The 8,708-nt window shown below is 72.7% G+C and carries 6 protein-coding genes; 2 read left to right on the forward strand and 4 right to left on the reverse strand.

The features are described 5' to 3' along the window. Window positions 1-91: 91 nt before the first annotated feature. Window positions 92-2,653: a glycoside hydrolase family 31 protein gene (locus ACFWBN_RS39200; RefSeq protein WP_385186484.1), complete on the reverse strand. Its 2,562-nt coding sequence runs from the start codon at window positions 2,651-2,653 to the stop codon at window positions 92-94. Between the two features lie 243 nt (window positions 2,654-2,896). Here ACFWBN_RS39200 and ACFWBN_RS39205 point away from each other — a divergent pair, with 243 nt between their 5' ends. Then, window positions 2,897-4,873, forward strand: a complete 1,977-nt coding sequence (locus tag ACFWBN_RS39205) for an acetoacetate--CoA ligase (protein WP_385186487.1) — start codon at window positions 2,897-2,899, stop codon at window positions 4,871-4,873. 63 nt (window positions 4,874-4,936) lie between these two features. Further along, window positions 4,937-5,914: a hypothetical protein gene (locus ACFWBN_RS39210; protein WP_385186490.1), complete on the forward strand. Its 978-nt coding sequence runs from the start codon at window positions 4,937-4,939 to the stop codon at window positions 5,912-5,914. A 72-nt stretch (window positions 5,915-5,986) separates the two neighbouring features. Here ACFWBN_RS39210 and ptsP read toward each other — a convergent pair whose 3' ends face one another. The 3 genes from ptsP to ACFWBN_RS39225 all read right to left on the reverse strand — a co-directional run. Continuing rightward, complete coding sequence (gene ptsP, locus ACFWBN_RS39215; protein WP_385186493.1) at window positions 5,987-7,657, reverse strand: phosphoenolpyruvate--protein phosphotransferase; 1,671 nt, start codon at window positions 7,655-7,657, stop codon at window positions 5,987-5,989. A gap of 75 nt (window positions 7,658-7,732) precedes the next feature. Further along, a complete protein-coding gene (locus ACFWBN_RS39220) occupies window positions 7,733-8,182 on the reverse strand; it encodes a PTS glucose transporter subunit IIA (RefSeq protein WP_385186496.1) in 450 nt (149 codons plus the stop codon). Between the two features lie 196 nt (window positions 8,183-8,378). Further along, window positions 8,379-8,708: hypothetical protein (locus tag ACFWBN_RS39225; RefSeq protein WP_385186499.1), on the reverse strand; the 330-nt coding region annotated here is incomplete at its 5' end.

An 8,708-nucleotide genomic window follows, 5' to 3' on the forward strand; every position in this document is an offset into this window, starting at 1 on the left:
GCATTCGTCAGTTCATGCCGACGCACCATGACCGACTCATGCCCGGAACGGCAACAGATCCACCACCCGGGCAAGAGCCATCAGACACCGCCTAGACGCCCCGTACCACCACACCCTCCACCGGCCCCCCGGCCTCGGTCTCCACCACCACCGCGTCCCCCACCCACCGCACGGTGTACCGCTCCACCTCGCCCGCCTCGAACCCCGGCCCCGGGTCCCGGATCACCACCCCGCCGCCCGTACGCCCCCGCGCCGGAGCCCAGGCCTCCAAGGCCACCCCGTCACCCCCCGCGGAGCGGACCGGCAGCACCGACCCCGCCCGCGCCAGCACCGGGATCCGCCCCCGCGGGGCGTCCAGCAGGATCTGCCCCGGGCCCTCGTACGCCGCCCCCGTCGCCGTGTCGTACCACCGGCCCCGCGGCAGCCGTACCGCCCGCCGGTCCGCCCCGCACTCCAGCACCGGGGCGACCAGCAGCGCGTCACCCAGCAGGAACGCGTCCTCGCAGTCCCGCAGCCCCCGCTCCTCCGGCGTCCCCCACCACAGCGGCCGTACGTACGGGGCCCCCGTCCGCCGCGCCAGGTGGGCCAGCGTCACGAAGTACGGCCTCAGCCGCTCCCGCTCCGCCATCACCGCCCGCGCCTGTTCCTCCACCTCCGGCCCGAACTCCCACGGCTCCCGCCGCCCCGCCCAGATCGCCGAATGCGTCCGGAACAGCGGCAGGTACGCCCCCAGTTGCAGCCACCGCACGTACAACTCGGGGGAGGGCGACCCGCCGAAGCCGCCGACGTCCGGCCCCGAGTACGGCACCCCGCACAGCCCGAGCCCCAACACCAGTGCCAGCGAGGCCCGCAGCCCCTCCCAGCTGGTCTCCACATCCCCCGACCACGTGCCCCCGTACCTCTGCATCCCCGCCCACCCCGACCGGGAGAACAGGAACGGCCGCTCCGCCGGCCGCAGCCGCACCAGCCCCTCCCAGCCCGCCCGCGCCATCCCGAGCGCGTACACGTTGTGCCCGGCCCGGTGGTCCCCGCCCGCACCGTCCATCGCGTGCCGCGCCGACCGCGGCAGCGTGGCGTCCCCGAACGGCGCGAAGGACACCGGCTCGTTCATGTCGTGCCAGAAACCGGCGAAGCCCTGCGCGAGCCGCTCCTCGTACAGCCCGCCCCACCACTCCCGCACCGCCGGATCGGTGAAGTCCGGGTACACGCACTCGCCCGGCCAGACCTCGCCGCGCACCTCACCGCCCTGCGCGTCCCGTACGAAGGCACCGCCCGCCCCCACCCCGCGCCCCGAGGCGTGCACGGCGTCGCCCGTCTTCACCGCCGGATCCACGATCGAGACGAGCCGCACCCCCTGCTCGCCCAACTCCCGGGCCAGACCGGGCAGATCGGGGAACCGCTCCCCGTCCACCGTGAACACCCGGTGCCCGTCGTAGTGGTCGATGTCCAGGTGTACGGCCGACAGCGCGAGCCCGCGCGACGCGTACCCCCCGACCACGCGCCGCACCTCCGCCGCGCTCCCGAACCCCCACCGCGCGTGCTGGTACCCCAGCGCCCACTCCGGCGGCACCGCGGCGCCGCCCGTCAGCCCCGACCAGCCCTGGAGCACCCGCGCCGGCGTTCCCACCAGCACCCAGCACCGCAGCGGACCGCCCTCCATGCGCAGCTCGGTCACCCCCGGCCGGTCCACCCCCGAGCCCGCTCCCTCCTCGCCCTCGCGCAGCACCACCCGGCCGTCCCAGGTGTTGTCGTGGAAGACCAGGTGCGTCCCCGCGTCCGCGACCACCATCTGCACGGGCATCGTCAGGTACAGCGGATCGACGCCCGGCCCGAAGCCCCCCTTCGGGTCCGTGTTCCACAGCCGGTACGCCCCGTCCCGCAGCCGCGGCCCCGCCGCCCGCCCGCCCAGCCCGAAGAACCGCGCGTCCGCCGGCACCTCGCTCCGCTGCAACCACCGCGGTTCCGGCCTCGCCGGGCGGCCGTTCAGCCTCGCCGGGGGCCAATTCAGCCTCGCCGGCGTTTGAGGCGCGGGGTCCGGGGCGGAGCCCCGATCCTGAAGCCGCACCGGCCCTCCCGGCCCAGTCACGCCCCCGCCCCGGCCCGGAGCACCGTCCTCTCCAGCGGTCCCGTCCCCACTGGGGGTCCCGGCCCCACCCGGGGTCCCCCCACCCGCAGCCTCCCCGGCCAGGGGAACCGGCTCCCACCACCGCGGCGGCAGCTCCCGCCTCAGCACCGTCCCGCCCGGGGTCCGCACCTCGACGGCCCCGTGCCGGGACACCGCCACCGTCACCCGCTCCGACACCACCCGCCAGCCGCCCCCGGTGTCAGGCTCCAGCACCGCCCGCGGATCCGGCTCGGGCCCGCTGCCCACCACCGCGTACGAGGGCGTCGGCCCGGCCCCGTCCCAGCCCCAGAACACGGCCCCGCCCGCCGTGACCCGTACCAGCAGCTCCGAGCGCGCGAACCGCAGCACGCCCCCGCCCGGCCGAGGCTCCGTACCCAGCAGCAGCCCCGGGACACGCGCCCGCTCCGCGCCCCGGCGCGGAAGCCCCTCCGCGTCCGCGCGCCGGTGGCGCCACGCCGAGAGCCAGGCGCGCCGTCCCCGCTCCGTACCGATGTCCTTGACCGCACGCACGAGATCACGACCGTTCATGGAGATCACCCTGCCACCGGCTCCCGGCCGAGCGTGGTGCGTTCAACTGTCGTTCACCCACAGGCGACCCGCGGCGACTGGTGGCGGCACACACACCGCCGACACCGCAAGCGGTGAAAACGGCTCTGGTGCGGATGTCGATCACATGGCATCGTCCCAGTGAGCCGCCGCGCGCACACCCCCCGCGCGATGGCACCGTACGCACACGAAGCGCGAGCCGCAGACTTGACCGGGAGCCGACCCATGACCTCAGCCACGCAGCCGGAACCCCTCTGGGCCCCCGGCCCCGACCGGATCGCCGCGGCCCGGATCACCGCCTTCCAGGCCTGGGCCGCCGAGCGCCACGGAGCCCCGGCCGACGGCGGCTACCCCGCCCTGCAGAGCTGGTCCGTCGACGAGCTCGACACCTTCTGGCAGGCCGTCGCCGAGTGGTTCGAGGTCCGCTTCACCACCCCGTACGACTCCGTCCTCGCCGACCGCTCCATGCCGGGCGCCCGCTGGTTCACCGGATCCACCCTGAACTACGCCGAGCACGCCCTGCGCGCCGCCGAGGACCCGGCCCGCGCCGACGACGCCGCCCTGCTGTGCGTGGACGAGACCCACGAGCCCACCCCCGTCACCTGGGCCGAGCTCCGCCGCCAGGTCGGCTCGCTCGCCGCCGAGCTGCGCGCTCTCGGCGTACGCCCCGGCGACCGGGTCAGCGGCTACCTCCCCAACATCCCCGAGGCCGTCACCGCCCTCCTCGCCACCGCCGCGATCGGCGCCGTCTGGACCTCCTGCGCCCCCGATTTCGGCGCCCGCAGCGTCCTCGACCGCTTCCAGCAGGTCGAGCCGGTCGTCCTGTTCACCGTGGACGGATACCGCTACGGCGGCAAGGAGCACGACCGCCGCGACACCGTCGCCGAACTCCGCGCCGAGCTGCCCTCCCTGCGCGCCGTCGTCCACATCCCGCTGCTCGGCACGCCGGCCCCCGAGGCAGCCCTGACCTGGGCGGACCTGACCTCGGGCGATGCGGAGCCCGTCTTCGAGGCGGTCCCCTTCGACCACCCCCTCTGGGTCCTGTACTCCTCCGGCACCACCGGCCTGCCCAAGGCGATCGTCCAGTCCCAGGGCGGCATCCTCCTCGAACACCTCAAGCAGCTCGGCCTGCACTGCGACCTCGGCCCGGAGGACCGGTTCTTCTGGTACACCTCCACCGGCTGGATGATGTGGAACTTCCTCGTCTCCGGCCTGCTCACCGGCACGACCGTCGTCCTCTACGACGGCAGCCCCGGCTACCCCGACACCGGCGCCCAGTGGCGCATCGCCGAGCGCACCAAGGCCACCCTCTATGGCACCTCCGCCGCCTACGTGATGGCCTGCCGCAAGGCCGAGGTCCACCCCGGCCGGGACTTCGACCTCTCCGCCGTGAAGTGCGTGGCCACCACCGGCTCCCCGCTCCCGCCCGACGGCTTCCGCTGGCTGCACGACGAGGTGGCCGAGGACCTCTGGATCGCCTCCGTCAGCGGCGGCACCGACGTGTGCAGCTGCTTCGCCGGCGCCGTCCCCACCCTCCCCGTCCACATCGGCGAGCTCCAGGCCGCCTGCCTCGGTACGGACCTCCAGGCTTGGGACCCGTCCGGCAAGCCCGTGATCGGCGAGGTCGGCGAGCTCGTCGTCACCAACCCCATGCCGTCCATGCCGATCCGCTTCTGGAACGACCCCGACGGCAGCCGCTACCGCGACAGCTACTTCGAGATGTTCCCGGGCGTCTGGCGCCACGGGGACTGGATCACCATCACCGACCACGGCTCGGTGATCATCCACGGCCGCTCCGACTCCACGCTCAACCGCCAGGGCGTCCGGATGGGCTCCGCCGACATCTACGAGGCCGTCGAGCGCCTCCCCGAGATCAAGGAATCCCTCGTCATCGGCCTGGAGGAGCCGAACGGCGGCTACTGGATGCCGCTCTTCGTCCACCTCGCCCCCGGCGCCACCCTCGACGAGGACCTGCGCGCCCGGATCAAGGCGACGATCCGCGAGGAACTCTCCCCGCGCCACGTCCCCGACGAGATCATCGAGGTCCCGGCCATCCCGCACACCCTCACGGGCAAGCGCATCGAGGTCCCGGTCAAGCGGCTCCTCCAGGGCGCGCCCCTGGCCAAGGCGGTCAACCCGGGCTCCGTCGACAACATCGACCTCCTCCACTTCTACGAGGAGCTGGCCCGCACCCGCCGCTGAGCTCACTGTCAGTGGCGGTGATTACTCTGAGTGAGCAAGTGATTGCGTCACTCAGGGGGAACCATGCCACCGAAGAAGGACACCGGAAACAACACCAGCACCAGCGGCACCACCAGCACCAACACGTCCGGAAGGACCTCGCGGACGCGCCGGGCGATCGGCAGCGACCGGCGCCGCATCCTGCGCCGCGAGGTCCCCAGCACCGTCGGCCTGCTCGCCGACGCCGGGGACTTCGCGGCCATGCGGGGCTACGGCAGCTTCGCGTTCGACCGCCACGACGAGTACGCCGACTACCTGCGCCACGTCGACGCCCTGCTCCGCTCCCTCGCGGCCCAGGGCATCCACACGACCGTCGCCCTCTTCGACCCCGAGGAGTACGCCGAGTACTGCGCGGAGCACGGCCTCGACCCGGACACCGCCGAGGCCCGCACCCGCTTCACGGCGGAGCTCGCCGGCACCGGCGCCGGCCTGCCCTACGCCGGCCAGCCCATCGACGAACTCGTCCCGCTCCTCGTCGACGAGGCCGTCCGGCAGGCCACCTGGGAGTACGCCACCAGCCTCCTCGCCGGGGTCGGCACCTGCGCCGACTGCGGAGAGGACATCGGCCAGGCCTCCTTCGAACGCGCCGCCGCCGCGCTCGAACGCCTGGTGGCCGGCGCGGGCCGCGGCCACCACCACCTCGTGTGCAGCGTCCCGACCGAGGCGGAACAGCTCGTCGCCGTCCTCCACGCCGACGTCGGCGACGACCCGGAGGCGCCACCCCGCATCGAGGGCCGCGAGGGCCTCGACTTCGTGACCGTCCTCGCCGCCGGACTCGCCCTCGGCGGCCCCGGGGGACTGGTCCTGCGGAGCACCACCGAGGGCTTCCGGGACCGGGTCCACGGCTGGCGCCTGGACCGCGGCCGCCTGACCGCCCTCTCGGCCGCCGCCGTCTTCAACGCCTACTGCACGGACGCCGACACCGGGGACCCCGTGGCCCCCGAACCGCGCGTCGAATACTGCCCGGGCTACGAGGTGGACGCCCCGGGCCCACACCGCTAGACGAAACGGCCGAGGGGCCCTCGCCACCGGCGAAGGCCCCTCGATCGACTTGCTGCGCACACCGTCCGGCGGCTACTCGCCGGAGAGCACCGCCTGCGCGGCCACGCGGGCCTCCTCGGCGCTGTCGCACGCGCGCGCGGCGGCAGCCGCCCGCTCGCACTGCGCGAGGGTGTACTTGGCGAGCGTCGCCCGGACGTACGGAATCGAAGCGGCACCCATCGACAGGGAGGTGACACCCAGACCCGTCAGCACACAGGCCAGCAGCGGGTCCGAAGCGGCCTCGCCACAGACACCGCAGCTCTTGCCCTCCGCCTTGGCGGCTTCCGCCGACATGGCGATCAGGTCGAGCAGCGCCGGCTGCCACGGGTCCTGCAGACGCGACACCGCACCGACCTGACGGTCCGCGGCGAAGGCGTACTGTGCCAGGTCGTTGGTGCCCAGCGACAGGAACTCGACCTCCTGGAGGATCGAGCGCGCCCGCAGCGCGGCGGACGGGATCTCCACCATCGCGCCGAACTTCGCCCTCAGACCCGCCGCGCGGCACGCGTCCGCAAAAGCCTTGGCGTCGGTCCGGTCCGCCACCATCGGGGCCATGACCTCGAGGTAGACGGGCAGCCCCTCGGCGGCCTTGGCCAGCGCGGTGAGCTGCGTACGCAGCACGTCCGGGTGGTCCAGCAGCGACCGCAGACCGCGCACGCCGAGCGCCGGGTTCGGCTCGTCGCCCGGAGTCAGGAAGTCCAGCGGCTTGTCGGCGCCGGCGTCCAGCACCCGCACCACGACCCGGCCCTCGGGGAAGGCCTCGAGCACCTTGCGGTACGACTCGATCTGCTTCTCCTCGGACGGCGCCTTCTTGCTGTCGTCCAGGAACAGGAACTCGGTGCGGAACAGACCCACACCCTCGGCCCCGGCCTCCACGGCCGCCGGCACGTCCGCCGGACCGCCGACGTTGGCCAGCAGCGGCACCTTGTGGCCGTCGGACGTGGCACCCGGACCGGACGACGCGGCGAGAGCGGCCTTGCGCTCGGCCGCCGCGGCCTCCAGCTCGGCCCGCTTCTCCTCGCTCGGCTCGACGAACAGATCACCGGTGCTGCCGTCGACGGCGATGACCGTACCCTCGGCGATCTCACCGGCACCCGGCAGCGCCACGATCGCCGGCACGCCCAGCGCCCGCGCGAGGATCGCGCTGTGGCTGGTCGGGCCGCCTTCCTCGGTGACGAAGCCGAGCACGAGCGCCGGGTCCAGCAGAGCCGTGTCGGCGGGGGCAAGGTCCCGCGCGATCAGTACGTAGGGCTCGTCGCTGTCCGGCACACCCGGCATCGGCACACCCAGCAGGCGCGCCACGATGCGGTTCCGTACGTCGTCCAGGTCGGCCACCCGGCCGGCCATGTACTCGCCGGCCCCCGCGAGCAGATCGCGGTAGGAGGCGAAGGCGTCGTACACGCCACGCTCGGCGGTGCTGCCGACGGCGATCCGCCGGTCCACGTCCGCCATCAGCTCGGGGTCCGTGGCGATCATCGCCTGGGCCTCGAGCACGTGCTGAGCCTCGCCACCGGCCAGCTGGCCGCGCGCGATCAGGTCGGCCGAGACAGCCTCCACGGCCTGACGGGCGCGCCCCTGTTCGCGCTCCGCCTCATCCGCGGTGATCTGCTTCGCCGGCGGTTCGAGAACCGCCGTACCCATGTGCCGGACCTCGCCGATCGCCACACCGTGGCTCACGCCGACGCCTCGCAGCGTTGTCTCCATTTCACCCGTCTCCGATTGAGCGGCGGGCCCAGCCGCCGCGGTGGATGTCCGACTCGCCTGTCTAGGCGGACGCGGTCACTTCCAGCTGAAGAGAACGTCCCCGGCCTTCATGTCGCCGCTCTCGGCCACACCGGAGAGGGACTCGGCCGAGGCCTCCAGCGCCACGATCGGGCAGATGGGGGACTTGCCCGCGGCCTCGACCGCGGCGGGGTTCCAACGGATGACGGCCTGGCCGCGGGCCACGGTGTCGCCCTTGTTCACGAGGAGCTCGAAGCCCTCGCCGTTGAGCTGCACGGTGTCGATCCCCAGGTGCGTGAGTACACCGTGGCCATCGCCGTCGACTACGACGTACGCGTGCGGGTGCAGGGAGACGACCACACCATCGACGGGGGACACCGCCTCCGAGGGCTCACGCACGGGATCAATAGCGGTGCCCGGTCCCACCATCGCGCCGGAGAACACCGGATCGGGCACTGCCGCGAGTCCGATGGCGCGCCCGGCAAGTGGGGACGTCACGCTGGTCATGGGGGCCTCCCAGGGGTGGGGCTTCTTCGTGTCGCCGTCACTACCTGTCGCGAACGGCGTACTCTTCAGAAGGATATGTCACAGGATGTTCGGGTTCGCCCGATGTTGGTCCCGACCTGGGCTGGCCCTTTGGCACGGAGACTAGTGGACTAGACCGGTGGACTAGACCATACGCCTGATTCGATTTGCTTGGGCATCACGGGACCTGTACTGTCGTGACTCCCGCCAGGACGCCTCGTGTGAACTTCTCGCGAACGTCTGATGGACGGGACTCCTCCTCTTCAGTATCGATCTTGATCTCGACTTCTTTCCGCATGCCCTTTTCGGGAAAGCGGAGGGTGGTCAGGGAGACCGGGAATCGCTGATAGAGTCGGAATCGCCGGAAAGGGAAAGCGCGAAAGCGTAGAACCTCGAAAGCGCCGAGGAAATCGGGCCCGAAAGAGTCTGATAGAGTCGGAAACGCAAGAACAGAACGAAAGCCCGGAGGAAAGCCCGAGAGGGTGAGTACAAAGGAAGCGTCCGTTCC

It is taken from the genome of Streptomyces sp. NPDC059989, assembly GCF_042736975.1.
Lineage (GTDB): Bacteria > Actinomycetota > Actinomycetes > Streptomycetales > Streptomycetaceae > Streptomyces.